24 protein-coding genes are annotated in these 26,239 nt (G+C 66.5%); 12 read left to right on the top strand and 12 right to left on the bottom strand.

Going from position 1 to position 26,239, the window contains the following annotated elements; all coding sequences use genetic code 11:
• Positions 1 to 22: 22 nt before the first annotated feature.
• Positions 23 to 1,189, bottom strand: coding sequence for a PQQ-dependent sugar dehydrogenase (locus IHE57_RS12190; RefSeq protein ID WP_209373308.1), 1,167 nt, complete (start codon positions 1,187 to 1,189; stop codon positions 23 to 25).
• A gap of 152 nt (positions 1,190 to 1,341) precedes the next feature.
• Between IHE57_RS12190 and IHE57_RS12185 the strand changes: the two genes are divergently transcribed.
• The gene (locus tag IHE57_RS12185) at positions 1,342 to 2,328 is read left to right on the top strand and encodes an LLM class flavin-dependent oxidoreductase (RefSeq protein WP_209373306.1); all 987 of its coding nucleotides are present in this window, start codon (positions 1,342 to 1,344) and stop codon (positions 2,326 to 2,328) included.
• Between the two features lie 9 nt (positions 2,329 to 2,337).
• Here IHE57_RS12185 and IHE57_RS12180 read toward each other — a convergent pair whose 3' ends face one another.
• Positions 2,338 to 3,279, bottom strand: a complete 942-nt coding sequence (locus tag IHE57_RS12180; protein WP_209373304.1) for a LysR family transcriptional regulator — start codon at positions 3,277 to 3,279, stop codon at positions 2,338 to 2,340.
• A gap of 77 nt (positions 3,280 to 3,356) precedes the next feature.
• Here IHE57_RS12180 and IHE57_RS12175 point away from each other — a divergent pair, with 77 nt between their 5' ends.
• From IHE57_RS12175 to dld, 5 genes are all read left to right on the top strand, one after another.
• A complete protein-coding gene (locus tag IHE57_RS12175; protein ID WP_209373302.1) occupies positions 3,357 to 5,141 on the top strand; it encodes an FAD-binding protein in 1,785 nt (594 codons plus the stop codon).
• A gap of 124 nt (positions 5,142 to 5,265) precedes the next feature.
• Positions 5,266 to 5,919 (top strand): GntR family transcriptional regulator, encoded by a 654-nt coding sequence (locus IHE57_RS12170; protein ID WP_253720244.1) that lies wholly within the window; start codon positions 5,266 to 5,268, stop codon positions 5,917 to 5,919.
• Positions 5,920 to 6,009: 90 nt separating this feature from the next.
• A complete protein-coding gene (locus IHE57_RS12165; protein ID WP_253720219.1) occupies positions 6,010 to 7,293 on the top strand; it encodes an MFS transporter in 1,284 nt (427 codons plus the stop codon).
• A 113-nt stretch (positions 7,294 to 7,406) separates the two neighbouring features.
• Complete coding sequence (locus tag IHE57_RS12160) at positions 7,407 to 8,738, top strand: replication-associated recombination protein A (protein WP_366933941.1); 1,332 nt, start codon at positions 7,407 to 7,409, stop codon at positions 8,736 to 8,738.
• Positions 8,739 to 8,824: 86 nt separating this feature from the next.
• Entirely contained in the window at positions 8,825 to 10,546 is a 1,722-nt protein-coding gene (gene dld / locus IHE57_RS12155) for a D-lactate dehydrogenase (RefSeq protein WP_209373298.1), read from the top strand.
• 260 nt (positions 10,547 to 10,806) lie between these two features.
• Here dld and IHE57_RS12150 read toward each other — a convergent pair whose 3' ends face one another.
• The 6 genes from IHE57_RS12150 to IHE57_RS12125 all read right to left on the bottom strand — a co-directional run bounded on the left by IHE57_RS12150 (position 10,807) and on the right by IHE57_RS12125 (position 15,457).
• Entirely contained in the window at positions 10,807 to 11,376 is a 570-nt protein-coding gene (locus IHE57_RS12150; protein WP_209373296.1) for a hypothetical protein, read from the bottom strand.
• Positions 11,373 to 11,585 (bottom strand): helix-turn-helix transcriptional regulator, encoded by a 213-nt coding sequence (locus tag IHE57_RS12145; protein WP_209324968.1) that lies wholly within the window; start codon positions 11,583 to 11,585, stop codon positions 11,373 to 11,375. Before IHE57_RS12145 ends, IHE57_RS12150 begins: the two co-directional genes overlap by 4 nt.
• Positions 11,586 to 11,779: 194 nt before the next feature.
• Positions 11,780 to 12,556 carry a DUF3618 domain-containing protein gene (locus tag IHE57_RS16590; protein ID WP_301541238.1) on the bottom strand — a complete coding sequence of 259 codons (777 nt, stop codon included), beginning with the start codon at positions 12,554 to 12,556 and terminating at the stop codon, positions 11,780 to 11,782.
• A 16-nt stretch (positions 12,557 to 12,572) separates the two neighbouring features.
• Positions 12,573 to 13,040, bottom strand: coding sequence for a phage holin family protein (locus IHE57_RS12135; protein ID WP_209373294.1), 468 nt, complete (start codon positions 13,038 to 13,040; stop codon positions 12,573 to 12,575).
• 13 nt (positions 13,041 to 13,053) lie between these two features.
• The gene (locus tag IHE57_RS12130; protein WP_209373292.1) at positions 13,054 to 13,896 is read right to left on the bottom strand and encodes a hypothetical protein; all 843 of its coding nucleotides are present in this window, start codon (positions 13,894 to 13,896) and stop codon (positions 13,054 to 13,056) included.
• Between the two features lie 322 nt (positions 13,897 to 14,218).
• A complete protein-coding gene (locus IHE57_RS12125) occupies positions 14,219 to 15,457 on the bottom strand; it encodes an MFS transporter (RefSeq protein ID WP_209373290.1) in 1,239 nt (412 codons plus the stop codon).
• A 191-nt stretch (positions 15,458 to 15,648) separates the two neighbouring features.
• Here IHE57_RS12125 and IHE57_RS12120 point away from each other — a divergent pair, with 191 nt between their 5' ends.
• On the top strand, positions 15,649 to 16,689 hold the full coding sequence (locus IHE57_RS12120) for an LCP family protein (RefSeq protein ID WP_209373288.1): 1,041 nt from the start codon (positions 15,649 to 15,651) through the stop codon (positions 16,687 to 16,689).
• Between the two features lie 72 nt (positions 16,690 to 16,761).
• Here IHE57_RS12120 and IHE57_RS12115 read toward each other — a convergent pair whose 3' ends face one another.
• Positions 16,762 to 17,229, bottom strand: a complete 468-nt coding sequence (locus IHE57_RS12115; RefSeq protein WP_209373286.1) for a hypothetical protein — start codon at positions 17,227 to 17,229, stop codon at positions 16,762 to 16,764.
• Positions 17,230 to 17,657: 428 nt separating this feature from the next.
• Between IHE57_RS12115 and IHE57_RS12110 the strand changes: the two genes are divergently transcribed.
• Together IHE57_RS12110 and fdxA are read left to right on the top strand one after the other, a co-directional pair.
• The gene (locus tag IHE57_RS12110) at positions 17,658 to 18,407 is read left to right on the top strand and encodes a Crp/Fnr family transcriptional regulator (RefSeq protein ID WP_209373284.1); all 750 of its coding nucleotides are present in this window, start codon (positions 17,658 to 17,660) and stop codon (positions 18,405 to 18,407) included.
• 173 nt (positions 18,408 to 18,580) lie between these two features.
• On the top strand, positions 18,581 to 18,913 hold the full coding sequence (gene fdxA, locus IHE57_RS12105) for a ferredoxin (RefSeq protein ID WP_209324976.1): 333 nt from the start codon (positions 18,581 to 18,583) through the stop codon (positions 18,911 to 18,913).
• A gap of 85 nt (positions 18,914 to 18,998) precedes the next feature.
• Here the strand turns inward: fdxA and pgm are convergent, their stop codons facing one another.
• Positions 18,999 to 20,639 (bottom strand): phosphoglucomutase (alpha-D-glucose-1,6-bisphosphate-dependent), encoded by a 1,641-nt coding sequence (gene pgm / locus IHE57_RS12100; protein ID WP_209373282.1) that lies wholly within the window; start codon positions 20,637 to 20,639, stop codon positions 18,999 to 19,001.
• Positions 20,640 to 20,786: 147 nt separating this feature from the next.
• Entirely contained in the window at positions 20,787 to 21,092 is a 306-nt protein-coding gene (locus IHE57_RS12095) for a hypothetical protein (protein ID WP_209373280.1), read from the bottom strand.
• Between the two features lie 294 nt (positions 21,093 to 21,386).
• On the opposite strand from IHE57_RS12095, the gene glsA reads away from it, so the two are divergent.
• On the top strand, positions 21,387 to 22,388 hold the full coding sequence (glsA, locus tag IHE57_RS12090) for a glutaminase A (RefSeq protein ID WP_209373278.1): 1,002 nt from the start codon (positions 21,387 to 21,389) through the stop codon (positions 22,386 to 22,388).
• A gap of 70 nt (positions 22,389 to 22,458) precedes the next feature.
• Positions 22,459 to 24,099, top strand: a complete 1,641-nt coding sequence (locus IHE57_RS12085) for an MFS transporter (RefSeq protein WP_253720217.1) — start codon at positions 22,459 to 22,461, stop codon at positions 24,097 to 24,099.
• A gap of 272 nt (positions 24,100 to 24,371) precedes the next feature.
• On the opposite strand, the gene IHE57_RS12080 is transcribed toward IHE57_RS12085, so the two are convergent.
• Positions 24,372 to 24,701 carry a rhodanese-like domain-containing protein gene (locus IHE57_RS12080; protein WP_209324980.1) on the bottom strand — a complete coding sequence of 110 codons (330 nt, stop codon included), beginning with the start codon at positions 24,699 to 24,701 and terminating at the stop codon, positions 24,372 to 24,374.
• Between the two features lie 256 nt (positions 24,702 to 24,957).
• On the opposite strand from IHE57_RS12080, the gene IHE57_RS16585 reads away from it, so the two are divergent.
• A complete protein-coding gene (locus tag IHE57_RS16585) occupies positions 24,958 to 26,169 on the top strand; it encodes a pyridoxamine 5'-phosphate oxidase family protein (RefSeq protein WP_301541237.1) in 1,212 nt (403 codons plus the stop codon).
• Positions 26,170 to 26,239 lie beyond the last annotated feature (70 nt).

Raw genomic sequence — 26,239 nt, 5'->3', positions numbered from 1 at the left:
TCGCTTCCGGGGCCCCGGTGTCTCACGGGGTGAAGCGCAGGAGCCGGTCGTCGTCCGGGCCAGGCTCTCCGCGGCCGTCGGTGTTGTTCGTCAGCACGAGCAGCGAACCGTCGGGTGCCTGGACCACGTCGCGCAGCCGCCCATGTTCGCCGGTCCAGAGCTCGGTGGCACTTGAGAGCTCGTCGAGCGGCACCTGGTGCAGGCGCTCGCCACGCAGCCCGGCGATGAGGATGCTGTCGTCGGTGACGGCCAGTCCGCTGGGGCTCGCCTCGTCGGGGGACCACTGCTGCACCGGATCGATGAAATCGTCGCCACCGCCATCTGCACCGCCGCCGTCCTCGGCGATGCCTTCGACCTCGGGCCACCCGTAATTGCCGCCGGCCTCGATGACGTTGAGCTCGTCCCACGCGTCCTGCCCGAACTCCGAGGCATACATCGTGCCTTCGTCATCCCACCCGAGGCCCTGCGGATTCCTGTGGCCCATGCTGAAGACGAGCGAATCGCCGAACGGATTGTCCTCGGGCACCTGCCCGTCGGGTGTCATGCGCAGAATCTTCCCGGACAGCGCCTTCTCATCCTGCGCACTGTCGCGATCGCCCGTGTCACCGAGCGTGGCGTAGAGCATCCCGTCGGGGCCGAAGGCCAGACGCCCCCCGTTGTGGAAATCCGCGGTGGGCAGCCCGTCGAGGATCGTCTCTTCCTCACCCAGCGACAGATCTCCGGCCTCGCCGAGGAGGTCGAACCGCACGATCCTATTCTCCGTCCCTGCCGCGAAGAAGGCATAGAGACGGTCGTCGTCGACGGCGAGACCGTGGAGTCCGGCCTCGCCCGATGCTGAGGCCTCATCGATCCGGCCGACCTCACGGACGTCACCACCTGCGGAGACTTCGAGGATGCGACCCGAATCGCGCTCACTGACCAGCGGGGTCTGACCATGGAAGGCGATCGACCACGGAGATTCGAGCCCAGTGGCGACGACCTCAGCGGAGTCTGCATCAGGGGCGGATGAGGCCTCGGTGCGGCCACCGGAAGACCCGGCGTCCGCGCTCACCGAGGTGGTCGCGGGCTCGTCTGCGCCCTGGTCGTCGTCGGAATCCGAATCCGAGGAGCAGGCGGTGAGGAGGAGAGCGCAGGAAATCGCGGCACCGGCGAGAAGCCGTCCGGTGCGTCGCAGTGCTGCGGTTCTCATGTTCACTCCTCTTCAGGGGAGTCCGGTTTCTTCAGCGTAGCCGTCAGCACCCCAGGAATAGAACCGTTCGTCCGGACTGTTCATTGAAGCGATCGCCGTCTGCGACCGTGCTCTGCGCTCGCGTCGTCCACCCGCCTGAGGAGTCCTCTGTTTTGTCCGTTCCGCTGAATATCCTCGACCTCGTCTCCATCCGCGAGGGTGCCACTGCCCGCAGCGCCATCGCTGAATCGCTGTCCTCGGCGACACTGGCCGACGAGCTCGGATACAAGCGGCTCTGGTTCGCCGAACACCACAACACGATGGGCCTGGCCGCCAGCGCCACGGCCCTGCTCATCTCGCAGGCCGCCTCGGTGACGGAGCGGATCCGCGTGGGCTCCGGCGGCGTGATGCTGCCCAACCACGCCCCGCTCATGGTCGCCGAACAGTACGGTACCCTCGCGAACATCCACGGCGACCGCATCGACCTCGGGCTCGGCCGCGCGCCCGGCACCGACGGAATGACGGCCGAGGCGCTCGCCCGGTCCTCGGCCGAACCGCAGAACTTCGCGCAGAACATCTATGACCTGCAGGGTTGGTTCGGCGAACGCGGGCAGGCGCACAGCACGCCGATCAAGTCCGCGGTCTCGGCGGGCACGGACGTTCCCATCTGGGTGCTCGGCTCGACGATGAACGGGGCGTCGATCGCCGGTCAGCTGGGTCTGCCGTTCTCCCTGGCCTCGCACTTCGCGCCCTCCCAGATCGACGCGGCGATCAAGGTCTATCGCGACTCCTTCACCGCCGAGGCTCCGACCGCCCAGATCGACGAGCCCTATGTCATGGCCGGGATCAACGTCATGGTCGCCGACACCGACGCCGAGGCGGACCGTCAGTTCACCTCGGTCCAGCAGATGTTCGCCGACATCGGCCGCGGTCGCAGCCGCGGACTGCAGTCGCCGATCGACCCGGCCGATATCGCCGCGCAGGGCGGCGCCAATCCGATGCTCGAGATCAGCGCGGTCGGCTCGCCGGACAGGGCCACCGCCCAGATGGCCGAATTCGTCGAGCGCACCGGTGCCGACGAACTCATCACCATCACCTACGCCTTCGACCCGGAAGTCACCCGGCAGTCGATGACGCTGCTGGCCGACGCCTGGTTCTGAATCAGCGCCTCACCCCGCCAGCCGCACATGCGCGGCCAGGCCCGTGTCCTCGGAGGCCATCGCCCGCGCGGTCGCGAGGATCGTCTCCTCCATCGCCGAGGCGGCCCTGGTGGCACGCACGTCCGCGCGCTCGGCGAGGCTGACCGTTCGCGACAGACTCGGGTCGACCAGCTGCGCCGAGGTCAGTCGCGGGCGGTCGACGAGCACCATGGCCGGGACGATCGCGACCCCGATCCCGCGTTCGACGAACCGCAGCACCGCATCCATCTCCGCACCCTCGACGACGACATTCGGGCTCAGTCCCGCTGATTCGAAGGCCGCCGAGGTGGCCTCCCGCAGGTCGTAACCGTGATGGAACAGCACCTGGGGAAGGTCGGCCACCTCGGCGAGGGTGATCCGATCCCTGCCGCTCAGCCGGTGACTGTCGGCGGCGTCGATGACGACGAGGTCCTCGCCGAGGACCTCCTGCAGGTCCAGCCGCGGCATCTGCGCGCCGAGGTCGAGGGTGCGGGTGATGAGCGCCAGGTCGAGCCCGCCGGTGCCGAGGGACTCGATGAGCTCGCGTGATCCCTTCTCCACGAGCTCGAGTTCGATGCCGGGATGCTCGTGATGGAAGCCGCTGATCGCCTCGGCGACGAGGCTCACGCACAGCGTCGGCGTCGCGCCGAGCCGGATCCGACCCCGTCGGAGGCCGGCGAGTTCATCCATGTCGCGGCGGACCGCCTCGGCGTTGGCGAGCATCCGACGAGCTGTCGGCAGCAGGGTCTCCCCGGCCGCGGTCAGCGAGATGTGCCCGTGTGCACGATGGAAGAGCTCCGCGCCGAGCTCCTTCTCCAGGGTCGAGATCTGGCGGCTCAGCGACGGCTGGGCCAGATGCAGACTGGCCGCCGCCTTCGTGAAATGACCGGTGGCGGCGACCTCGACGAAGCTGGTCAGCTGTTCCAAATTCATGCCGATAGCATATCGCTATCGAGTCCACTCAGACAATGCATTGGACGTATACATTAGGCGAACCTAACGTGGAATCCATGAACACCACACAGGGACAATCCCACCAATCCCGCCAGGGCCACGGCTCCGTTCGCAGAGAGCACGCGGTCTCCACCTCGGTGCTCGTCATCGGCACCGGCGGATCGGGCCTGCGGGCCGCGATCGAGGTCGCCGAGGCCGGAGTCGACGTCCTGGCCGTGGGCAAGCGTCCGAAGGAAGACGCCCACACCTCGCTCGCCGCCGGCGGCATCAATGCCGCGCTGGCCACGATGGATCCCGAGGACACCTGGGCCCAGCACGCGGCCGACACGATCAAGGAATCCTATGACCTCGCCAACCCCCGCACCGTCGAGATCGTCACTCAGGGCGCAGCCGAGGGCATCGCCGACCTGGAGCGATATGGAATGGACTTCGCAAAGGAGGACGACGGTCGGATCTCACAGCGCTTCTTCGGCGCCCACACCTGGCGTCGCACTGCTTTCGCCGGCGACTACACGGGGCTCGAGATCCAGCGCACCCTCATCCATCGTGCCGGAGCCTTAGAAATACCGATCCTCGACCGCGTCTACATCACCAAGCTGCTCGTAGCCGACGGCCGCATCTTCGGCGCCTACGGGTTCGACGTCATCGACGGCACGGGCTATCGCATCCATGCCGACGCCGTCATCCTCGCCGCCGGCGGACACAACCGCATCTGGCGGCGCACCTCCTCGCGCCGGGACGAGAACACGGGCGACTCCTTCCGCCTGGCCGTCGAGGCCGGGGCGCGCCTGCGCGACGCCGAGCTCGTCCAGTTCCACCCATCGGGCATCATCGAACCCGAGAACGCCGCCGGAACCCTGGTCTCCGAGGCGGCCCGCGGCGAGGGCGGGATCCTCACCAACGGGCTGGGGGAGCGGTTCATGGAACGCTACGACCCCGAACGCATGGAGCTGTCCACCCGCGACCGCGTGGCCCTGGCCGCCTACACGGAGATCGCCGAGGGCCGCGGGACGGAAGGCGGCGGCGTCTGGCTCGACGTGTCCCACCTGCCGCGCGAGACGATCATGAACCGGCTGCCCCGGGTGTTCCAGACGCTCATGGAGACGCAGATGCTCGACATCACGCGCTCGCCGATCGAGATCGCCCCGACCGCGCACTACTCGATGGGCGGGGTGTGGGTCGACCCTGTCGATCACAGCACCGACGTCGAGGGCCTGTGGGCCATCGGCGAGGCCTCCTCCGGACTGCACGGGGCCAACCGGCTGGGCGGGAATTCGCTCATCGAACTCCTCGTCTTCGGAAGGATCGTCGGCCGGTCCGCCGTCGCGTACTCCGATGGCCTCGAAGCGCAGGTGCGTTCGCGGGACGCCGTCGCCGAGGCGCGGGACGAGATCGCTGATCTGCTCGCCTCCGAGGGCACGGAGAACGTGCGCGCCCTCCAGCGCGAGGTCCGCAACCTCATGACCGAGCACGCCGGGGTCGTCCGCGACGAGGCCGGCCTGCAGGCAGGCCTGGAGAAGCTCGCAGCGATCGAGGAGCGGATAGCGAATGTCGGCATCCACCCGGATATCGCCGGGTTCGCCGACCTCTCACATGCCTTCGACCTCAAGTCCTCGGTGCTCGCGGCCCGCGCGACGCTCGAATGCGCCCTCGAGCGCCGGGAGACGCGCGGCTGCCACAACCGCAGCGACTACCCGGAGCAGGATCCGTCGCTGCAGGTCAACCTCGTGTGGTCGCCGCAGGCCGGAGTCGTGCGCGAAGGGATCCCCGAGGTCGACCCCGAGGTCGCCGCACTCATGCGCACCGACGAGATCAGCCAGGTCGGCAAGCTCGTGGAGTGACGCCCCTTCTCGAGCTGTCTGACGGCCCTGCAGCTTCATGTGAGGCTGCAGGGTCGCCGTGTGAGCACGGGATGCCGTTGCATCTATCAATGCATGCATCTGTTAGTCTGGCGACGTGAACGACATGCTGACGCTCCCGTGGGAGCGCATCGACGACAGCTCACCGATCGCCGCGAAGATGGCCGCCTGGGCCGCCCGCGAGATCATCGAACAGCGATTCGCACCCGGAATCCTGCTCACCGAGGCTGAACTCGCCGCAGCGCAGGGTGCCAGCCGCACCCCTGCGCGGGAAGCGATGCTCCAGCTCGAGAGATGGCGCCTCGTCCGACTCGTACCGAAGAAAGGCGCGATCGTCACCACGGTGACGGGTTCGGAGCGCCGCGACCTGCTCGCCGTCCGCGTCTTGTTCGAAGTCGACGCCGCCCACGCTCTCAAGTCCGCGAGCGGACTCGAGCCGGTGGCCGCCGACCTGCGCACTCTCCTCGATCGACAGCGGCAGGCCCTGAACGCAGGCGACACCCTCGGATTCGCCAGCGCCGACTACAGCTTCCACGCCCGCATCATCCGCAGCGGCGGCAACGCCGTGGTCGATGAGATGCTCACCACGATGGGCCCCCGCCTGGCTCGACTGACCTATCAGGCCGTCATCGACCGCCCAGGCTCCCTCGACACCCTCTTCGACGAACACGCAGAGCTCACCGACCTCGCCGAACGCAGCGATGCCGACGCCTTCGGTGCGCTCATCCGCCGACATATCGACGCGACGCACTTCGCCTGAAATCGGGACTCCGCCCGGGGTGCCGAGGAACCATGGCACCCCGGCCGATGCCCCGGACAGCCACGCACAGCCGACCCGGAGTCGTCAGACATGACCTCAGAACCAACCACCGATGCTCCCGCACACACAACGATGGCGGAAGCATCGAACGCCGACACCCTCCCCGCTGAGTCCGACGCCCACCCTCGCCGAGGCGGGTCCTGGCTGCGCGTGGCACCGGCGGTCTTCCTGCTCGCCTGGGGCGGGAACCACTTCACCCCTCTCGTGCACATGTATGAGGCGGACGGCGGGTACGCCGTCTGGCAGGCGAACCTGCTGCTGGGCATGTACGTCGGGGGACTGATCCCGGGCCTGCTGGTCGCCTCGGCGCTGTCGGATCGACGCGGACGCAAGCCCATCCTCGTCGGCGGAGCGATGGCTGCGATCATCGGCAGCATCTGCCTCGGGCTCGGCTACGACCTCTTCTGGCTGCTGTGCGGCGGGCGAGTGCTCGCAGGCATCGGCGTCGGCGTCGCGATGTCGGTGGGCACGAGTTGGATCAAAGAGCTCTCGGCCCCGCCGTTCGATTCCAGGGCCGACATCACCGCCGGCGCTCGCCGCCCGGCTCTGACGCTGACAATGGGGTTCGCAGCCGGTGCTGCGGTCACCGGATGCCTGGCCCAATGGGGACCGGTCCCCGAGGCGCTGCCCTACGCGGTCCATGGTCTCCTCAACGTCCTGGCTCTGCTCATCCTCCTGACCGCGCCCGAATCCCTCCCGAAGGGCAAGCGCTCGAGCCAGCACTGGTGGCGGGGCCTGCACATCCCCCTGGTCGCCCATCGCACGTTCATCAGGCTCATCGTCCCTGCCGCCCCGTGGGTCTTCGGTGCCGCCGGCATCGCCTATGCGGTCATGCCCGCACTCGTCCAGGACGAGCTGGGGGAGTGGACGACGCTGTATGCGACCGTGCTCACCGTCGTCACCTTGGGAGTCGGCGCCTCGGTGCAGAATCTGGTACCGGCGATCAACCGCTGGACCGGCGGGCGCGCACTCGTCATCGGACTCGGACTGATGACATTCGGCATGGCGTCGGGCATCGTCGCGGCGCTGACCGTGGACCCGATCCTCGCTTTCGTCGTCGCCGTCGTGCTCGGACTCGCCTACGGCATCTGCGTCGTCGCCGGCCTCATCATCGTCCAGGCCATCGCCGAACCCGACGAGCTCGCGGGCATCACCGGCGTCTACTATTCACTGGCCTACTCCGGCTTCCTGCTGCCGACCGTGCTCGCAGCGCTCCTGCCGGTCATGCCCTATGCCGTCTCCTTGGGCGCAGTGGCGGGGATCTGCCTGCTCTGCCTCGGCGCTGTGGGACTGGGATCGCGGAATCGACGGTGAATGGCAGCACGTGGTGAGCGCTGCGGAGGGGCCTGTCGGCCCTTGCCGCCGGGAACTAGGATGAAAACGGAGTCCTCACCCGCAGGCGGATCCACGACGATGGAGGTGACACAGTGAGCCAGGAACCACCGTCATTGTTCGAACCCGACGACATCGGGCGGCCCCTCGCCGACCGTCTGCGTCCGAAGACTCTCGAAGACGTGCTGGGGCAAGACCACCTTCTCGGGCACGACGGGCCGATCGGCCGCATGGTCGACGAGCGCCGACTGGTCTCCATGGTGCTGTGGGGGCCTCCGGGGTGCGGGAAGACCACCATCGCGCGTCTGCTCGCAGACCGCACCGGATTGGCCTTCGAACCGCTGTCAGCGACCTTCTCCGGAGTCGCCGAGCTCCGCAAGGTCTTCCAGGCGGCTGCCAAACGCCGCGAGATCGGCCAGGGCACGATGCTGTTCGTCGATGAGATCCACCGCTTCAACCGAGCTCAACAGGATTCCTTCCTTCCCTATGTGGAGGACGGCACGGTGATCCTCGTCGGCGCGACCACGGAGAACCCCAGCTTCGAACTCAACTCCGCACTGCTCTCTCGCTGCCAGGTGTTCGTCCTCAAACGCCTCGACGAGCAGACGCTGACCACACTCATCGAACGTGCAGAAGCCGCCACGGGGAAATCACTTCCGCTCGACGAGCAGGCCCGGCACGCGATGGTGGCGATGGCCGACGGCGACGGCAGGTACCTGCTCAACCTCATCGAGCAGCTCCAAACCGTCAGCGAGACGCTCGACACGTCCGGCCTGACTGAGCTGGTTCAGCAGCGCGCACCGATCTACGACAAGGGGCAGGAAGGCCACTACAACCTCATCTCTGCGCTGCACAAGTCCATGCGCGGATCCGACCCGGACGCGTCACTGTACTGGTTGACGAGAATGCTCGACGGCGGCGAAGACCCGCTCTACATCGCCCGACGTCTGGTGCGGTTCGCCAACGAGGACATTGCCATCGCCGACCCGCAGGCCGTCCACCAGGCCCTGGCGGCATGGGACGTCTACGAGCGGCTCGGTTCCCCGGAGGGCGAGCTCGCGATCGCCCAAGCCGTCGTCTACCTTGCCACCGCGCCGAAGTCCATCGCGGTCTACTCGGCATTCAATGCGGCCAAGCGGCTGGCGAAGAAGACCGGCTCTCTCATGCCGCCGGCGAATATCCTCAACGCCCCGACGAAGCTGATGAAGGACCTCGGCTACGGAGAAGGCTACGAGTACGATCCGCACACGCCGGGAGGATTCTCGGGTGCGAATTACTTCCCCGAGGAGATGGAGCCGGAGAGGCTGTACCGGCCCACCAGCCACGGCTACGAAGGTGTCATCGCCGAGAAACTCGCCGAATGGCACAGGATGCGTGCGGAGAAGCGGACGCAGGATGGGCAGGACGACGACGGAACCGAGACCTGATGATTGGACTGCCGGGCCGCCTCGGCGCGCATCGACGACGTTCCACGATGAAAACAGCTCGCAACGACCAGAGAGGGAGCGACACCATGCTCGGAAGATCACGACAGGAAACATCACCGGCGGTCAGCGCCTTCATCGACATCATGGGCAGGCGGCACGTGCTCACCTCGAAGCGGGCGACCGAACCGTATGCCAAGGGCAACCGGTTCGGCGGCGGCAGTGTGCTGGCCGTTCTCAAACCGGGCAGCCTCGTCGACATGTGGCGGGCCCTGCAGGTCTGCGTCGATCACGACCTCATCGTCATCCCGCAGTCGGCCAACACCGGCCTGACCGGTGGTTCGGGCCCCGGCGCGCAGGACTACGACCGCGAGATCGTCATCATCTCGACCCTGCGCATCAACGGCATCCATCTCATCAACGACGCCCGCGAGGCCGTGTGCCTGGCCGGATCCACCCTCTACGAGCTCGACGAGGCGCTCGCCCCGCTCGGACGCGAACCGCACTCGGTCATCGGCTCGTCCTCGATCGGTGCCTCGGTCGTCGGCGGCATCGCCAACAACTCCGGCGGCAGCCAGGTCCGGAAGGGACCGGCGTTCACGAAGCACGCGATCTTCGCCCGCGTCACCGAGGCGGGGCGACTCGAACTGGTCAACCACCTCGGCGTGGAGCTGGGGGAGGACCCGGCCCACATCCTCGACAAGCTGCAGCGCGGCGACTGGTCCCCGGCGGATGTCTCCCCGCCGCCGGAGGACACGATGGAGACCGAATACGGCGAGCATGTGCGCGAGATCGTCGACTCGCCCGCGCGGTACAACGCGAACCCGAAGTTCCTCTATGAGGCCTCCGGTTCGGCCGGCAAGCTCATGGTCTTCGCGGTGCGCACCCGCACGTTCCCGAAGGAGACGGGCGCGACGACGTTCTACGTCGGCACGAACAGCCCCGCCGAACTCGAGGGACTGCGTCGGGCGATCCTGACCTCGGACATGCCTCTGCCGATCTCCGGGGAGTACATGGGGCGGCCCTCATTCGATCTCGCGGAGAAGTACGGCAAGGACACGTTCGTGTCCATCAAGCACGCCGGCAGCCGTGAGCAGATCAAGCTCTTCGCGCTGAAGAACTGGGCCAACGGGGTGTTCGCGAAGATGCCGTTCTTCGGCGAGACCGTCGCCGACACCATCGCCCAGCGGGCCTTCGGCCTCCTGCCGCAGCAGCTGCCGAAGCGCATGCTCGAGTTCCGCGATCGCTTCGAGCATCATCTGCTGCTCGTCGTCAGCGGCGAGGAGAAGGAGCGGATGGGTGCCTTCCTCGACGAATTCTTCGCCGAGGCGGGTCGCGGTCCTGAGCACGACGGAGACTACTTCGTCTGCGACGCCGATGAGGCTCAGTCCGCGATGCTCCACCGGTTCGGCGCCGCGAGTGCCGCGACCCGGTACTTCAACCTCAACCGCGAGGACTCCTCGGCGATGATCACCTTCGATGTCGCGCTGCGCCGCGATGAGGACGACTGGCTCGAGGTCCTGCCCGACGAGATCGCCGAGCAGCTGCACATCAGCTCCTACTACGGCCACTTCTTCTGTCACGTCCTCCACCAGGACCATGTGGCGAAGAAGGGGGTCGACCCGGTGGCGCTGAAGCAGCAGATGATGGAGCTGCTCGAGGCCCGCGGCGCTGCCGTGCCCGCCGAGCACAACTATGGTCGCCTCTACCACGTGCCGCCGGAGATGGAGGCCCACTTCAAGGAGCTCGACCCCTGCAACGTCTTCAACCCCGGCGTCGGCGAGACCTCCCCACGCAAGAACTGGGCGTGAGAGCAGTGTTCGGTGAGCGTGAGAGCAGTGTTCGGTGAGCGGTGGCTGCTCCTGAGCCGGCCCCGTGCCTGGTCGCCGGCTGAGCGCACCGTTGGCGTCAGCGCCTACCCTCACTGACACAACACCCTCTCCCTCGCGCATCCTGCTTCGTTAGTGCCATAACCCCCTGGTGCAACGGGATGTCATGACGCTGACGGTGAGGGATGCTCGGCGGCGCTGAGGCGGCTGGCCCGGCGCCGGCACTGCCGGGCGTCGCCTGTTCAGTCTTCGTCCTCGATGTCAGCGGCTGCGGCCGCCTCGGCGCGGGCCTGCTTGATCTTGCGCGACCGCGAGATCGACATCGCCACGATGGCACCGACGAATCCGACCGCTGCTCCGATGGCGATCGACGACGAGCTGGTCACTCCGCTCAAGTCGCTTCCGAGGCTGACGTCGATGAGAGGACGGCCGACGGTCATATGGAAGACGAGGGCCGCGACCCACGCAATGGCGAACCCGGCCCCGACGACATTGGAGATGAGCAGTCTTCTCGGGGAGACGCGGGCAATCGCCATCGAGAAGTCCACGTTCTCACGTTTGCAATAGGCCGAGACCGCCACACCGGTCAGACCCGAGGCCAGGATGATCAGCACGGACCACATCCCGGCGCCGATGGCTGCGAAGACGAGGCCGAGGGCGAAGAACGCATAGGTTGAGATGACGGAGCCGAACGTGTAGGCGCGCAGGATGACGTCACGTTCGCGTTCGTCCCCCATGGACGGGTCGTCGAAACCGACGATCCTGTCGGCCAGTGAATTGGTGCGGGGCTTCTTTCCGCTCACGTTGCTCATTGGTATTCCTCCTGAAGCGAGAAGATCTCTTCCACTGTGGTGTTCAAGGCGCGTGCGATACGCAGAGCCAGATAGACGCTGGGGGCGTAGTCGCCCTTCTCAGTGGCGATGATCGTCTGTCGCGATACTCCGGTCACCTGTGCCAGCTGCGCCTGAGTGAGCCCCGACGCTTTGCGAACCTGCTTGAGATCCGAGGTCTGCACTTCCATACGGTTCCTTGATGTCAAGTTTCTTTTACACAAAAAGTAAAGCATTCTTAACGCCTCAATGTCAATGATCGTTGACATTTCCGGGGTGGGTGCGCGGCTTCGATCGGGTGGCAGGCAGTTGGGCGCACGACAGCGGCTCCGGGAGAATCCCGGAGCCGCTGGACGCTCGAGTGAAATCCTGGCCGAGGTCGGCGCTAGTGCCGCGCGCCCGGCTGGTCGGTCTGCGGGGCGATCCGCGGAGGTTCGCCGAGGCGGCCCGGCGTCCCGTCGGGACCTGAAACTCCGGCGCTCGTTCCGCCGGCACCCGAGGCACTGGCACCCGATCCGCCGGCACCCGAGGTACCTGCGCCCGTTCCGCTGGCAGGCGCAGAACCTCCGGAATCGCTGATGGTGCTGCGGGCCTCTTCTGCCTGGTCCTTCACATCCTGGGCGGCGTCCTGGCCCTCGTCCTTGACGTTCTCGGCCGCGCCCTGGGCCGTGTCCTTGACCTCGGCGGCAGCTTCCTTGGATGGCTGCTTCATGTCCTCGGCAACTTCCTTGGCTGCATCCTTGATGTCGGAGACCAGAGGTTCGCTCTCGTCCTTGATCCGCTGGGCCGCGTCCTTCTCCTTCTGGCTGGCAGGCAGGAGGGCTGCGGCGAGCAGGCCGGCACCGAAGGCGATGAGACCTGCGGCGACAGGGCTGCCCTGTGTCTGCTCTTTGACCATGCGCGGTGTGTCCCGGACGGCGTCGGCTGCGTCCTGTGCCTTGTCCTGCATGACGTCCTGTGTCGTCGCCCCGCTGTCGCCGGTGTGGTCGGCCTCGCCCATGATCCGGTTCTTCAGCTGTTGGGCCTTGCCGCGGGCGTCGTCCATGCCGCGCTGGGCGATCGAGGACGGGCTGACCTTGTGCTCGACGGCGTCGACGTCAGCGCCCAGCTCGGCTCGGGTCGCTTCGATGTCTCGACGTATCTGCTCTGGTGGTTGACTCATGATTCATCGCCTCTTCTCACTCGAATGCTTTCGGGATCTCTTTGACGGTCTCAGCTGTTCGAGGTACACCCTCGATGGTTTTCAGTTCCTTCTTGCCTGTCAGCGCGAGGATCGCGGCAACGATCGCCCAGATGACGGCGACGATGATCGCCGACCAGACCAGGCCGGTGAGGTAGGAGATGCCGACCCAGACCGCCAGCGAGAGGAACAGCAGCACCATGTAGCCGCTGAGAGCGGCACCGGTGAACATGCCGGCTCCCTTTCCTGCCTTGGTCGCCGACTCGCGCATCTCTGCTTTGGCCAGCTCGACCTCCTGACGGATGAGCGTCGACAGGTCCTCACTGACTTCCTTGAGCATGTCGCCCAATGACTCGCGGCGGGCGCGCAGATCGGCGGCGTCCTCGGAGGCTCGAGGCTCCCCAGTGCCTCCGGGAGGACCGTCGGGTGCTGCGCTCCCGACGTTCGGGTTGTGTGGTTCCGTCATGTGCCGTCCCTCCTCAGCTCAGCCCTCGGGCGCCGTCGTCGGGGAAGGTCGGCTCCAGCGAACTCGGCCGACCTCCGGGGGCGGTCGCGGGATAGCCGGGCGCCTCCGAGGGATATCCGTCCACCGGCTGCGCGAGAGTCTCCTCCGGCGGCTCCACATTGCCGATTCCGCCTCTGAGTGCGCCTCTTGCGGCTTCTCCCTCCGGGCGGGTCCCCGGAGGCGCTGTCTGCGATTCGGGCCCGGAACCTCCACCGTCGCCGGCGTCCTTGAGACCGCGTGCGAGACGCCCGGCAAGCAGCCCGGCTCCCGCCGCAATCGCGAGGAAAGCGACAGGACGATTGCGAGCGAATCGTTTGGTCTCGTTCAGCACCGAGGCGGGATCACGCTCATCGAGCCATCCGGCAGCGCTTCCGAGCCGGCCTGCGGCCTCCTTGACCCATTGGGTGGCCATGCCGGGCTGCTCCGAGTTGTCCGCCATCGAATGCAGCTCGTCGCTGAAGGAGCGCAAGCCCTCGGCCGCTCTCTGCTGCTGATGCGCAGCCTGGTCGTTGAGTTCGCTCTGCAGAGTGCGAGCGAGGTTCTGGGCTTGGCCCTTTGCCTCCGCGGCGACGTTCTGAGCTTCGTCCTTCGCAGTGTCGGCGACGTGCTTTCCGGCAACCTGTCCTTCCCGGCCGACCTGGCGTGCCTCGTCCTTGGCCGCTTCCGCGCGAGAACCGTCCTGGACCGAATGTCTGCCCTGCTCCGGGGCGACATCGGCGTCTTCAGTCCCGGCTATTCCCGTGGCCGGCAGGGGTTCGGTCGGTGTCGCCTCCGGTGGGTCGGGCAGGGGGTCGTTGCGAAAACTCTCATTGCTCATAGCGCTTCCTCCTTGTGCGGGGGTGCTTCGTCAGTGGACTTCGCCAGCGTTTCCGAACAGCAGATCGAGAGACAGCAGATCGAGATGGTGGAGGCGCCTGTTCGCCGCACCCCAGCGCTCGAGGGATCCGAGCCGAACTCGAGAGCTGCTGTTCGGATGACCGACTCTACGCCCGAGGAGGTCTTTGAGAAGGCGGGCTAGGAACTCACTGACAGTACCCGCGGGGGCAGGTGCCTTTGATGCACAGGCGTCCGACACCGCAGACACACAACGCCCCGTCGCAACGGGGCGTTGTGGCATCAGCGGGACGTATGGGGCGCCGTTACTTGTCGACGCGCACCCGGCGGGCGTCCTTGGCCAACCGGACCTCGTGGCTCGACCGCGAGGGGTTGAGCAGTTTGAGCAGCGACAGCGCGATGATCGCCCCGAGCACCGCGCAGCCGGCGGGCAGCAGCATCGCGGTCTTCGCATTGTGCGCATCGATGATGTTGCCGGCGATCGCCGACCCGAAGGCGACGCCGAAGCCCAGCGAGGTGCCGAGCCACGCAAACGCCTCCGTGAGTCGCCGAGGCGGAGCGAGCTGCTCGATGACCGAATTCGCTCCGATGAGGCTCGGGGCGATCGCCGAGCCGACGACGATGAGGATGATTCCGTAGCTGACCATGTTCTGTGCCAGCAGCATCATGCACGCCCCCACCGCCAGGCACGATACGGCGATGCCGAAGCGGTGATGCACTGCCGAATTCCAGTTCCTGGCTCCGTACAGCGCGCCGGAGATCAGCGATCCCAGCGCCAGACATGACAGCAGCACTCCGGCCGAGGATTTCACCCCGAGCTCGTCGGCGAAGGCCACGGCGATGACATCGATGGCACCGAAGTTCACGCCCAGGAAGATGTTGACGATGATGATCGCGAAGATGCCCGGGTTCGAGAACACGTGCCCCTTGGCTTCTGTGGTGCGCTCGACCGGTGGGGGTTCTGTCGACTTCTGGATGTAGAGCAGCAGCGAGCCGACTCCGACGGTGACCATCGAGAGGATGATTCCGGCCGGCGGCCAGACTGCGGTTGCCATCGCCGTCGCGAGCACGGGTCCGGAGACGAACATCAGCTCATCGGCCACGGACTCCCAGGAGAACGCGGTCTGCAGCTTCTTCGGCGAGTCGACGATATGCGACCAGCGCGAGCGCACGAGCGAACCGACGGACCCGACTGTGGCACCGCCGATGCCGGCGAAGACGAAGACCAAGCCCGTCCACCATTCCTCGTACACGGACACGATGAGCAGCGTCAGCGCTGTCAGGTGGATGACGACGATGGGCGCCATGACCCGCGACTGGCCGTGGCGGTCGACGAGGCGAGCGATCCCGGGGCCGGCAAGTGCCTGGACGATCATGTACACGGCGGAGACGATGCCGGCCATGCCGTATGACCCGGTCACGCCCTGGATGAAGAGGACGATACCCAGCCCCAGCACTGCGATGGGCATCCGGGCGACGAGACCGGCCAAGGAGAACTTGAGAGCACCGGGAAGCGACAGAATTTCCCGATAGTTGTTGAACACCAGAAAAGTCTACCCAGCCCGCAGCGGCGCCACCATCCGGAACGGGTCCTGGTGCCGGTGAGTCGCCTCACCTCGGCGGGGAGCGAGACCGAGGTGTCCTGGGGTTTGTAACAAAAGCTATATAATTGCCGAGATTGCAATTTTCTCCCCCGTCGGCGTGAGTGCCGCACCGACATGACCCCGGAGTGCCGATGACGGACAACACCACTTTCGACGATCTCTTCGACCACCAGCCCGAGGAGCAGCGACCGCGGAAGAAGAAGCGCGTCTGGCGCAAAGTCCTCGTCATCCTGCTCATCATCGTCATCCTCGGCGTGCTCGGCATCGGACTCTACGTCTGGAGCGTGGGACGCTCCTTCGACAAGAACGCGAACCAGCTGTCCGACGAACAGGTGTTCGGCAAGCAGAAGTCCGGGGACAAGGGCGACGGCGGAACGAACATCCTGCTGCTGGGCTCCGACGAGCCGATGGACGAGGTCGACGTCAACGACTCCCGCGGCCTGCGGTCGGACACGATCATGGTCATGCACCTGCCCGAGGACGGCGGCAACGTCCAGATCATGTCGATCCCGCGCGACACCTGGGTCGACGTCGAAGGCCACGGCAAGTCGAAGATCAACTCGGCCCTGTCCTACGGCGGTCTGCCGCTGGCCGTGTCGACGATCTCGGACTTCATCGGCACCGACCTCGACCACGTGGCGATCATCGACTTCGAAGGTTTCAAGGCTCTCACCGACAGCCTCGGCGGGGTGACCGTGAACTCCGAGCAGTCGTTCGAGAAGAACGGCTACACCTTCACCAAGGGCGAGAACGTCCTGGGCGGCGATGAGGCCCTGACCTTCGTGCGTGAGCGCAAACAGTTCAAGGACGGCGACTTCCAGCGCGCGCGCAATCAGCAGGCCTTCATCCGCGGCCTGACGAACGAGATCATCTCCGCCGACACCCTGTCGAACCCGGGCAAGATCCAGGACATGGTGAAGAACTTCGCGCCGTACATGTACGTCGACTCGGGGCTGGATGCGAAGTACATCTCGGCCACCGCCTTCGATATGCGCGACGTCCGCCCCGGGGACATCGAGTTCTTCACGGCTCCCGTCGCCGGCGTCGGCACCTCGCCGGACGGGCAGTCGATCGTCAACGTTGACGAGGAGGAGCTTACGAAGCTCCAGGACGCGTTCAAGAACGACACCGTCGACGACTACGTGCAGAACGCGCCGGAGGCGCATCTGTAGGCCTTCCCGCTGACAGGAGCCCCGCACCGATCTTCCGTCGGTGCGGGGCTCCTGTCGTTCGCCGAGGTGGCTTCACCCTTCGAATCTGATGCTGTGCACCGCATTGGGTTCGCCCCACTCGCCGCCGTTGTGCACTGCCTCGGTGGGCAGACCGAGGGTCATCTGCTCGCCGGTGACTGTGTTCACGTAATCGACGTAGGTCGTGCCGGCGGCGCCTCCGACCCGCGTACGGTCCCAATGGGTGACGTTGTCGTCGCTGTGTGCGTTGATCTTGTCCACGACGTCGGCCGAGGCGAACGCCTCGACACGATCGGTGTTGTCATTGCCCCACGCCCGGACGAGTTCGTCAGCATAGACAGCGGGGTCGGTCGGGTAGTGGACGGACTGAGTGCCGGCATCCGAGGAGGCTGTCTGCGATGACGAATCGGCGAGGGCGGCCCCGTCGGCCATGGCTGGACCGCCGGCGAGGCCGATGCCGGCGAGTCCCGCGACGCCGGCGATTCCCAGGGCTGCTGCGCGGTGGCGGATGGTGGACTTCATTGTGTCGACCCCTTCTGCTCTTCTGCTGCCGCCGCAAGGCGGCATGGTGTCTGTCGCAGATCAGTATCGTGACCGAGTATGAGCCGATGACAACGCCGCCTGAATAGCGACTCGGAGCCGGTCACAGCTCGACGACGATTCTGTTGCAGTCATGCGGCGACGGCTGCTGCTCGTGCACGAGCGAACAGTTGAGGGCAGCAGAACCTGCTTGCGAATCCGGTGGTGGCCGCGCCGCATCGGAGGCGCTGCTGATGCCGCCCGAGGTTCGGGACGGGCAGCGGATGCGACGATTCCGACGACGCAGCGATATGTGATCGTTGTATCCGCGTTCTGCAGCGGTGGCGGAGTCCGCGCTGAGGCGGACGGAGTAATGTTGGCGTTCCGAAGGCAGAGTCTCTGCGGCAGCGAAAGGAAAGGATGAGGACACCATGCCCGACCACCTCCCGCTTCCGCTTTCGCCGCTGTCACCGTGTTCGGCTGCCCCGTCCGCGTGCCAGCACTCGACTCGTCTCGAGGCTCTGACCAAGGCACCCCTCTTCGCGGCCCTGCCCGTGGATGAGCTCCTCGAGCTTGAGGGACGGGTCAGTGCTCCCGGCTACGTCGCAGGCGAACGGGTCTACCGGGCGGGTGAGCGCGCTGCTTCTCTCTTCATCGTCGCCTCGGGCGCGGTCAAGCTCCTGCGGCCGTCTCCCCATGGGGACGAGGCCGTCGTGTCGGTGCTCGGGCCGGGAGACAGCTTCGGGACTCTCACCCGCACCGAGCACTGTGGGGAGACCGCTGCGGTCATGGTCGATTCGTGCATCATCGGCATTCCCGTCCGCGTCGTCCGCAGTGTCCTGGAACGTCACCCGAAAGTCGCCATGGCGGCATTCGATGAACTCGCCGAGCGTCTCGAACAGTCCTACCAAGCGCTCGAGCAGCTCTCCGTGGGCAGCGCGGACAAGCGCGTGGCCGCCGTGCTGCTGAACCTGTCGGAGAAGCTGGGCCGTCCGGCACAGGGAAGGATCGAGCTGTCCATTCCCCTCAGCCGCGCTGATCTCGGTGCCATCGCCCGGATCACGCCGGAGTCCGCGAGTCGCGCGCTGGCACGACTACGCGCGGCCGGAGCAGTCGATTTCGGACGGCAGTGGACGTCGATCGTGGATCCGGCGATGCTGCACGACATCGCCACGAGCTGACTGCACCAGGGGGACGTCAGCCGAGTGTGTCGAACATGATCGGGATCATATGCGCCCGCGCCGTTCTTGCCTATGGTGGGCACTGACCCTGGAATCTGGAAATCGAGTCCGGAATCGGGACCGCGGAGGTCGCCGGAGAGCCCGTACGACCTGAAGGAAGGCGGTAGGAACGCATGACCTATGTGATCGCGCAGCCGTGCGTGGACGTCAAGGACAAGGCCTGTGTCGACGAATGCCCGGTCGACTGCATCTACGAGGGCGAACGCAGCCTCTACATCCATCCGGACGAATGCATCGACTGCGGTGCCTGCGAACCGGTGTGCCCGGTCGAGGCGATCTTCTACGAAGACGACGTCCCGGATGAGTGGGAGGCCTATTACAGCTACAACGTCGAGTTCTTCGACGAGCTGGGCTCACCCGGCGGCGCTGCGAAGCTCGGCAACACCGGCCGGGACCATCCTGCCGTAGCCGCCCTGCCCCCGCAGAACCAGGACTACCAGGGGTGAAGTCACAGCGTTGCACGCACGATCGACCACAGCACCGCGCACGACCGGCCAGGCGCCGTCGAGGCTCGGCAGCGGAACGGAGCAGCTACCCCAGCACGCCGTCGACCAGAGTCCGGGCATCGTGCTGGACGGTGCGCAGGTGGTCCTCGTCGCGCAGGGACTCGGCGTAGATCTTGTAGACGTCTTCCGTGCCCGAGGGACGCACAGCGAACCAGGCGTTGTCCGTGGCGACCTTGAGGCCGCCGATGGGTGCGTTGTTCCCCGGCGCCGAGGTGAGCACCGCCGTGACCGGTTCCCCGCCGACGGTCTTCGCGCTCACCTGGGAGGAGTCGAGGGCGGCGAGCTTCGCCTTCTGCTCCCGCGTGGCCGGAGCGTCCTGACGGGCGTAGACGCTCGTGCCGTAGTTTGCGGCCAGGCCCGCATAGCGCTGCGAGGGCGTCTGCCCGGTCTTCGCCGTCATCTCGGCGGCGAGCAGAGCGAGGATGATGCCGTCCTTGTCTGTCGACCACACCTTGCCGTCTCGGCGGAGGAACGAGGCACCGGCCGACTCTTCGCCGCCGAAGGCCAAGGTTGAGTCGAGCAGACCGGGGACGAACCATTTGAAGCCGACGGGAACCTCGACCAGAGAGCGATCGTGGGCGGCCACGATGCGATCGACGATCGACGAGGTGACCAGAGTCTTGCCGATTCCGGCATCGCTCGGCCAGTCCGTGCGGGAGCCGAGCAGGTAGTCGATGGCGGCAGCCAGGTAGTGGTTGGGGTTCATCAGCCCCGCATCCGGGGTGACGATGCCGTGCCGGTCCGCGTCGGCGTCATTGCCCGTGGCGATGTCGAAGTCATCGCGGGAGGCGATGAGGCCTGCCATCGCGTACGGCGAGGAGCAGTCCATGCGGATGTTCTCGTCCCAGTCCAAGGTCATGAACGACCAGGTGGGATCGACATCCGGGTGGACGACGGTGAGGTTGAGGTCGTAGTCCTCGGCGATCGCCGCCCAATAGTCGACGCTGGCTCCGCCGAGCGGATCGGCACCGATCTTCAGCCCGGAGGAGCGGATGACGTCGAGGTCGATGACGGATTCGAGGCCGTCGACGTAATTCGAGACGTAGTCGAAGTTCTCGGTGTTCTCCAGGTGGAAGGCTCGCTGGAAGGCGGTGCGGGGAATCTTCTCCCAGCCGTCGACGAGGTACGCGTTGGCGCGTTCGGCGATCCAGGTCGTGGTCTCGGTGCCGGCCGGTCCGCCGTGCGGAGGATTGTATTTGATGCCGCCGTCGGTGGGCGGGTTGTGGCTGGGGGTGACGATGATGCCGTCGGCCTGCGCGTCCGTGCGGGACATCCCGGCGTTGTAGCCGAGGATCGCATGCGAGACGGCCGGGGTCGGGGTGAAGCCGTCGCGATCGTCGATGAGCGCGGGCACCTCGGCGGCGGCGAGGACCTCGAGGACGGTGAGGAACGCGGGCTCACTCAGGGCGTGGGTGTCGCGGCCGAGGAAGATCGGCCCGCGGATTCCCTTGTCCCTGCGGAAGTCGACGATGGCGGCGGTGATGGCCGCGATGTGCGCCTCGTTGAAGGAACGGTTGAAGCTCGATCCGCGGTGCCCTGAGGTGCCGAAGCTCACGGCCTGAGAGGGCACGGACGGGTCGGGAACGAGATCGTGATAGGAGTCGAGAAGCGCGGGGATGTCCACGAGATCCCGATCCTGGGCCAACTGGCCGGCGCGAGTAGTCATGTTCCTACCTTGCCAAATCCCCACGACCCGGCACAGTTGTGTCCACGTAGTTCTTGCATGGTGGACGCGTCGAGTGCGTGCGGGCGAGATCCTCCGCCTCGGGAGGCGCGCTCGCCGAGAGGGGTATCCCGCCTGCGCAGCGCGTGCTCAGTCCGGCGGCTCCGAACTGGTGTCCTCGTCCTCCTTCGTGTCTCCGCCGCGCACATCGCGGTCATCATCGTCGGAGGAGGAGGAGGCAGCGCCTTCGCCTGCGGCTTGGGCTTCCTTGGGGTCCCGGTCGACGGGCACATCGTGCTCTGCGGCAATGCGCTCGAGCTTCTCCTCAGGAGTCTGCGAACTGCCTTCGGCTTCTGTCTCGGAGTCCACGCTGACGGAGGAGGAATCGATCTCCTTCTCGTCGTCGTGGTCCTCTCCTGTCGCACCGTCGGGCAGGTGCTTCTTCTCGTCGCTCATGGGTTGCCACTCCTTTCGGAGGTTTTCGAAAGATGACCATCGTCGCCCCGTTCGCTGCGGGGTCGGGTGATCAAGGGATGGTGCGATCCGTGGTCTCGACGCTAGACCCATCGCGGCGCGGGATCAAGGCCCTGGTGCACGGTTCATCCCGGAACGGTTCCCTGTCCGGAGATTTCTCTGATCATTCCTGGTCAGAATCCTGTGCAGGAGGAAAACCCTGTTATAGAGTGAAATCACTCTGCGGGCAGGCGCCGAGAGGCCTGTCCCCATTCGAACGGGACGAGGAGCTCAGACATGGTCGGTGCCGACGAGGAATCGATCAGACAGCGAGCGTTCACCGGTGAACTTCCCTCCGACGGTTTCATCGACGCGACGCTGGCTGACATCCATCAGCGCTACCGCGGGCTCGACGACGGTGAGGTCGCCGACTACATCCCCATCCTCGCCGAGGCGGACCCGAGCTGGTTCGGCCTCAGCCTCATCGAATCCGCCGGGACCGTGCATGAGATCGGTGAGGCGGACATCGGATTCTCCATCCAGTCGATCTCGAAGGCCTTCGTCTTCGCGCTCGTCTGTCAGGCCCGCAGCACCGAACTCGTCCATGAACGCGTGGGCGTGAACAACACGGGACTGCCGTTCAACTCGGTGATGGCCATCGAACTCAACGGCGGCAAACCGCTGAACTCGATGGTCAATGCCGGAGCCATCGCAACGACCGCGCTCATGCCCGGCACGACCCCGGCGGAGAAGTGGGAGAACATCCGATCCGGCCTGTCACTCTTCGCCGGTCGGCAGCTGAGCCTCGACGGGCGAGTCTACGAATCGGAGATGCAGACGAACCAGCGCAACAAGGCGCTGGCTCGGCTGTTGGAGAGCTACGGGCGCATCATCACCGACCCGCTCGACACCGTCGACATCTACACCCGGCAGTGCTCGCTGTCGGTGACCGCGCACGACCTCGCAGTGATGGGAGCGACCCTCGCCGATGGCGGAATCAACCCGCTGACCCGTCGACGTGTGGTCTCGGCCGAGGTCGCCCGCGACACCCTGGCCCTGCTCGCCTCGTGCGGAATGTACGAGAACAGCGGCGAGTGGCTGTTCGAGATCGGCCTGCCCGCGAAATCCGGGGTCGCCGGGGGAATCGTCGCCATCGCTCCGGGCAAAGGCGCGCTGGGCGCCTTCTCGCCGAGGTTGGACTCCGCCGGCAACAGCGTGCGCGGGCAGCGAGCCTGCTTCCACATCTCCCGCGTCCTGGGCATGAACCTCTTCGCATCGAACGCCGTCGCAGACAGATAGGGGACGGGCACACTTCGAGCCGCCTCGGCGAGATGAACGGAATAGTCGAACGCACACGGAAAGGACACCGATGAGCACCGAGACCGCGCCGCACGACGAGATCGAGGAGCGCCGTTCCTGGGCGCCGATGATCGGGCTCTTCCTCGCCCAGGTCCTCATGTCATTCAACGTCGCCGCTCTGCCGATCTCATTGGGCGGCATGGTCGAGGACTTCGGGGTGCCGCCCACGGTCGCCTCGTCGACCATCGTCGTCTACGGACTCGCGGTGGCGGCCCTCGTGATGACCGGTGCGAAGCTGGGCCAGCGGATCGGGTGGGTGCTCATCTTCCGGATGGTGCTCGTGGTCTTCGCGGTCTCCTCGCTGCTGATGATCTTCTCCCGCACCGTCACATGGGTCATCGCCGGTCAGCTGCTCGCCGGGGCCGCCGCCGCGATCATCGTCCCGGCGCTGGTGGCCCTCATCGCGGAGAACTACCGCGGCGCCCAGCAGGCGGCGGCGGTCGGTTCCCTCGGTTCGGCGCGCGCCTTCTCGGGGATGAGTGCCTTCCTCATCGGCGGCACGCTGGGCACCTTCGTCGGGTGGCGGCCGATCTTCATCATCACCCTCGGCCTGGCCGTCATCGTCTTCGCACTCACCTTCACGCTGAGATCGGACAAGGGGAATCCGTCGATCCGGATCGACCTGGTCGCCTCGGTGCTCATCGGCCTCGCCGTGGTGCTGCTGACGATGGGGTTCAACAACCTCAACGCCTGGGGCATCGTGCGCGCCGAGGACGGGGCTCCCTTCGCCGTCGCCGGGCTCTCGCCGGCACCGGTGTTCATCGTCGTCGGGGTCGTGTTCGTCCAGCTGTTCTTCATGTGGACGAAGCGCAGGATCGCCGGGGGCAAGGTGCCGCTGGTCGACATCAGCGTGCTCGGCCGATCGAGCGAACGCGCCGCGGTGTATGCGATGTTCGTCATCGTCGCGATGGAGGCGGCGGTCAACTTCACCGTCCCGACCTACATCCAGGTCGTCCAGGGGCGCACGCCCTTCGACACGTCATTGGCGATGCTGCCGTTCAACCTCACGGTCTTCGTCACCGCCACCCTCATCGTCCGTTTCTACAAGCGCTACGCCCCGCGCACCATCGCGCTGTTCTCGTTCGGGCTGACGACCCTCGCACTCGTCTGGCTGGCGCTCGTGGTGACGAACAACTGGGAGACGCTGCCCACGATCCTCGGGCTCATCGTCTTCGGCATCGGTCAGGGCGCGCTCGTGACCTTGGTGTTCAATGTGCTGGTCACTGCAGCGCCGAAGCGTCTGGCCGGCGATGTCGGATCGATCCGCGGCACCGCTCAGAACCTCGCCTCGGCGGTGGGCACCGCCGTCATGGGTGCGCTGCTGGTCACAGTGCTGTCGACGGGGATCCTCGGCGCCGTCGAGGACCATCCGGAGCTGCCGGAGGAGCTCGTGGCGCAGGTCGATCTCGACAACGCGAACTTCATCGGCAACGACGAGCTGCGTGAGGCTCTCGAGACCACGACGGCGACACCCGAGCAGATCGAGCACGCGGTCGAACTCAATTCTGAGCAGCGTCTGCGCACGCTCAAACTCGGCTTCCTCGTCCTCGCCGGAATCAGCCTGGTCGCAGCCCTGCCGGCCTCCCGACTGCCGAAGTACCGACCCGACGAGATCCCGGACCCCGCCGAGGAGACTGTTCCGGAGCAGTGACGGGTCCCGCCGAGGAGCCTGTTCCGGAGCAGTGACGGGTCCCGCCGAGGAGAACCGGCGTGAGGCGCTGGCAGGCGGAGAGAAGCGCCTCATCCTCAAACAGCGGTCACGTTCGGATACTTTCTATGCTGGAAAGTATCCGAACGTGACCGCTGTTTCGGTGCGGGCGTATCAGCCCCCGACCGTCGGGCGCTTAAGTGGGCGAAATGGGCGGATCTTCCGCGGACAGTCCCGTTCAGGGGCCCCAGGCCCCTCACTTCACCCGAGGCCCCTCACTTCACCCAGGGCTCCTCGCCGGTCTCGGAGACGATGGGCTTGCCGTTGTCGAGGTTCCAGGAGCCCATTCCGCCCTGGACGTCGAAGGCGTCGAAGCCGTTCTGGTTCAGCCAGGCCACGGCGCGGTTCGAACGTCCGCCGGTGCGGCAGATGACATACATATCGTCATCGAGGGGGAGATCGTCGAGGCGGGTGGGCAGTTCGCCCAGCGGCACGTGGTACGCGCCTTCGATGTGCCCGGCCTCCCACTCGTCGTCCTCACGGACGTCGATGATCGCGGCACCTTCGGGAATGTCGTTGACGGTGACGGTAGTTTCTTCATCCATGGCCCCAGTGTAGGCACGCAGCTGCGCTGTCCGCACCCGTCCCGGGCCAAGCGACGGAGCCCTCAAAGAGCCTGCGCAGCCCCTCCGACCGAGCCTGCGCAACCCGTCCGACCGCGCGGGCGCGACCCCGCTCCAAGGGGGCTGTTGCCCATCGGAATGGCGTGTGAGAATGACCGTACAGTCGTCCATGCGCTCGCCGACTACGGCTCGTGCTAACGACTGAAGTGCCAGGAACCGTCTGCGAAGGGAAATGGTCATGGTCAACAGAGACAAGAGTGACGAGTCCGCTGCTGAGGAGAAGGCACGCGACGTCGCAGCCAAGCTGGACGAGACGACGGAGCCGCTGGGCGGCACGTCGAACATGGAATCTCACGCCAGAGTCGGATACACCGAGCACAACGTTGAAGAACGCGCCCAGAAGACCGCCGAGGACGAAGGTGTGACTCTGCATCGCAACCCCGATGGATCACACACCGCGATCGATGAATCGAACGCCGCCGAGGTGACCCCGGGCTCAGGCTCCAAAGAATCCGGAGTCGCCAGCAGCACCCCCGCCGGCAGCGCGCCGTCGGCCGTCGCGCCAGGAGCCGGTGCCGCGGTCGGCAGCACCTCCGGCGCCGACGAGGGGGACCGCGAGAAGTCCGGCCCCGCCGTCGCTCCGGGAGCCGGTGCCGCAGTCGGCCACACATCCGGTTCCGACAACGGGGCGAACGAGGACTCCCGCCCCGCCGTGGCACCGGGGATGGGCGCGGCGGTCGGCACGACGAACGAGACCGACGACATCGACAGTGTGCCGGGAATGGGAACGTCGGTCGCCAGCACGGCAGGGGGCGGCGCCGCGAGCGCCGCGGCTGCCGCGTCGTCCGGCACCGACCCCGCACCCGGCGGCAGCGATCCCGCGGCTGGCGGAGCTGGTGGAACCTCCCCCAGCGACGACACCGAAGGCGGCCAGGCCCCCGGCAATGACCGGCAGAAGCCCGCAGGTGAGGCGGCGACGGACGAACTCGGTCAGGCCGATGTCGTGAAGATCCTGCGCGGCAGCGATTCCGTCATGCTCGCCACCGCACTGGCCGACGGGAAGATCCTCGCCCACCCGATGGCCCCTCAGCAGGTCGCCGAGGACGCCGACGTCTGGTTCTTCCTCGCCCTCGACGGAGATCAGGCGAAGGCGCTGCGGACGAACCCCGAGGTCAACATCAGCGTCGCCGAGGCGGGCAATTGGCTCTCCGTGGCCGGTCGCGTCGAATTCGTCGACGACCAGGCGAAGATCGATGAGCTGTGGTCCGATTCGGCCAAGGCATGGTTCGATGACCGCAAGGATCCGAACCTCGGGCTCGTCAAGGTCGTCACGGACTCCGCACAGCACTGGGGTCTGCCCGGCGGAAAGGCCTCCGGCCTGTTCCGCATGGTCAAGTCCAAGATCACCGGAGACCGCCCGGGCGGCGGCACTCAGACCACGGAGCTCTGAGGCCGCAGACGCCTGGGGCGACAGGGCGCCCGGCACGATCAGTCCTCTGGTCGAGTCGGGTGCCCTGTCT

Source organism: Brevibacterium renqingii (assembly GCF_017808105.1).
Taxonomy (GTDB): Bacteria; Actinomycetota; Actinomycetes; order Actinomycetales; family Brevibacteriaceae; genus Brevibacterium; species Brevibacterium renqingii.
This window is presented reverse-complemented; position numbering and strand designations above follow the sequence as displayed.